This is a genomic window from Bacillus sp. S4 (genome assembly GCF_040838205.1).
In the GTDB taxonomy this organism is placed as follows: domain Bacteria; phylum Bacillota; class Bacilli; order Bacillales; family Bacillaceae_G; genus Bacillus_A; species Bacillus_A cereus_U.
Window position 1 is genome coordinate 1 of record NZ_JBFPJI010000416.1, and the last position, 2549, is coordinate 2549.

The window sequence follows — 2549 nt, forward strand, 5'->3', positions numbered from 1 at the left end:
ACTACTAATAATGTGTTATAATACGAATTAGCAACATAAAGGAAAGGAATTAGAAAAAATGACATTACAAAATACTAAAAATTTAAAAAAACAAGTTGCTCCTTTTGAAAAATCAACGGCAAAAAAAAGTGTTTGGCAAATCATCAATACGGTAGTGCCATTTATTATCTTATGGTACCTTGCTTATAAAAGCCTGTCCGTTTCTTATTGGTTAGCATTAGTTCCATCTCTGTTAGCCGCTGGATTTATGACACGGGTTTTCATTATTTTTCATGATTGTACCCATCATTCTTTTTTTAAAAGTCGTCGTGTAAATAGAATAGTAGGGACATGTATGGGTGTTTTAACTTTATTCCCGTTTGATCAATGGGGGCATGAGCATTCCGTTCATCACGCTACAAGTGGTAATTTGGATAAGCGAGGTACAGGAGATATTTGGACCCTTACAGTGAAGGAATATTTGGCAGCGCCATTTAGACTCCGTTTAGCATATCGTTTATATCGCAATCCATTGGTTATGTTTGGGTTAGGTCCGATTTATGTTTTCCTACTTAAAAATAGATTTAACAGAAAAGGTGCTAGAAAGAAGGAACGCATGAATACCTATTTGACGAATGTTTTAATTGTTGCTTTAGTAGGGTTACTTTGCTGGGCAATCGGATGGCAATCGTTTCTTTTAGTACATGGTTCCATATTCTTAATAGCAGGTTCAATAGGTATTTGGCTGTTTTACGTACAGCACACATTCGAGGATTCTTATTTTGAAGAAGATAAAGAGTGGGAATATGTGAAAGCGGCAGTAGAAGGAAGTTCATTTTATAAACTTCCCAAAATCCTACAATTTCTAACTGGTAATATTGGATTTCACCATGTTCACCATTTAAGTCCAAGAGTACCTAATTATCAATTAGAAGAGGCACACAATAATACGCTTCCTTTAAAAAATGTACCAACGATTACTCTTGCTACAAGTTTGCGGTCACTCCGTTTCCGTCTTTGGGATGAGCAAAACAACAATTTTGTTAGCTTTAAAGACGTTAAAAATTTAGTGAAAAACAATGTTTCTATTCCAGTAAAATCAGAACTATAACTTCACCACATATAACTGACTCCCCTTAATCATTTTTGATTTAAGGGGAGTTTTTGTTTAAATAGTAGATGTACGATATGGAGAAAACTTAAATGATTTAAATTGTAATGGAGGTGGATTAGGAAATAGTAGGTATTAGTATAAGAAGACGATAAAAATATTATGTTAACAATTTGAGACGATTGATATTACTTTTTTCAATAGATATTATGCTTAGTCTCTGAGTATATTTCATCTGGTGTGTATCATGTCTTACAAGAAACGTATGATTTAAAACTTGATACAATCTGCAGCAAATACATATGAAAATGATGTTACCAAGGGTATTACGCTATGAAATAAATGATAATAAGAATAGGTGAATTATTTTAGAATAACAAAATACAAAACGGACAAACTCAATTATCCTTGAATTTGTCCGTTCAGTTACTGGTGAAAAAGGAGGAGTATGTAAATGAAATGTGCATATAGTCTAAAACTGTTTAAAGATATGTGTATTCAGCTAAAGTGATCTCTTTTACAGTTTTTACTCTTTAGTTTGCCTAGATAGTTCAACAGACTTTTGCGTACAACGCTGCATAGCTGAAATGATGGCTGTTCGTAAGCCTTTTTCCTCTAATGTTGCTACAGCTTCTATTGTTGTTCCGCCTGGGGAACAAACCATATCTTTCAATGCACCTGGATGCATTCCTGTTTCTAGTACCATTTTTGCAGAGCCTAACACAGCTTGAGCTGCGAATTTATATGCTTGATTTCGTGGCATACCATCTAATACAGCTGCATCTGCCATCGCTTCTATAATCATATATACATATGCTGGTGAAGAACCACTTACAGAAGTTACAACATCCATTAATTTTTCACTTACTATCTCTGTTTGACCAAAACTATTGAAAATGTTGAGTACATCTTCTAGATCTCTTTCTGTCACCATTTCATTAGGACATAACGCAGACATTCCTTCTCCAACAAGAGCAGGTGTATTAGGCATTACTCTTACAACCCTTAACTTTTTATGAAAAGCATCCTCAGTACTTTTGATGCTTTTTCCTGCAGCGATCGTTACGACGATAACATCGTTTTTTATCACTTCTTTTATTTCGTTAATTATTGATGCGTATAGGTCTGGTTTAATTGATAAAATTAAAATATCAGCATTTTTAGCTACTTCATTGTTGTCAGTAGTTGTAGTTAGCCCGTATTTTTCACTGGCATTTTTTAAATTCGTAGTGTTTAAATCTGAACAAATGATTTTATTTGAAGACACTATATTTTTGTTTAGCATTCCGCCAATTATAGCCATCCCCATATTTCCGCATCCGATGAATCCAATTTGTTTGTCCATAATAACTCAATCTGGCTCCTTTTATCATAAATTATATCGGTCTGATATTGTTATTCTAAAATAATGATTATATCTCCATGCAATATAAAGAAACATTTTAAGAGAGTGTGTGCC

At 33.7% G+C, this 2549-nt stretch carries 2 protein-coding genes; one reads left to right on the top strand and one right to left on the bottom strand.

The window, feature by feature from the left end:
- The first annotated feature begins 58 nt into the window (after window positions 1–58).
- The gene (gene desA / locus AB3X48_RS20985) at window positions 59–1090 is read left to right on the top strand and encodes a Delta(5) desaturase DesA (RefSeq protein ID WP_002161363.1); all 1032 of its coding nucleotides are present in this window, start codon (window positions 59–61) and stop codon (window positions 1088–1090) included.
- 526 nt (window positions 1091–1616) lie between these two features.
- Here the strand turns inward: desA and proC are convergent.
- The gene (proC, locus tag AB3X48_RS20990) at window positions 1617–2435 is read right to left on the bottom strand and encodes a pyrroline-5-carboxylate reductase (protein ID WP_002161364.1); all 819 of its coding nucleotides are present in this window, start codon (window positions 2433–2435) and stop codon (window positions 1617–1619) included.
- Between the last annotated feature and the right edge of the window lie 114 nt (window positions 2436–2549).

What these genes read in the sequence shown, in the direction of transcription:
- desA (WP_002161363.1), top strand. Translation starts at nt 59, where the DNA reads ATGACATTACAAAATACTAAAAATTTAAAAAAACAAGTTGCTCCTTTT.
- proC (WP_002161364.1), bottom strand. Translation starts at nt 2,435, where the DNA reads ATGGACAAACAAATTGGATTCATCGGATGCGGAAATATGGGGATGGCT.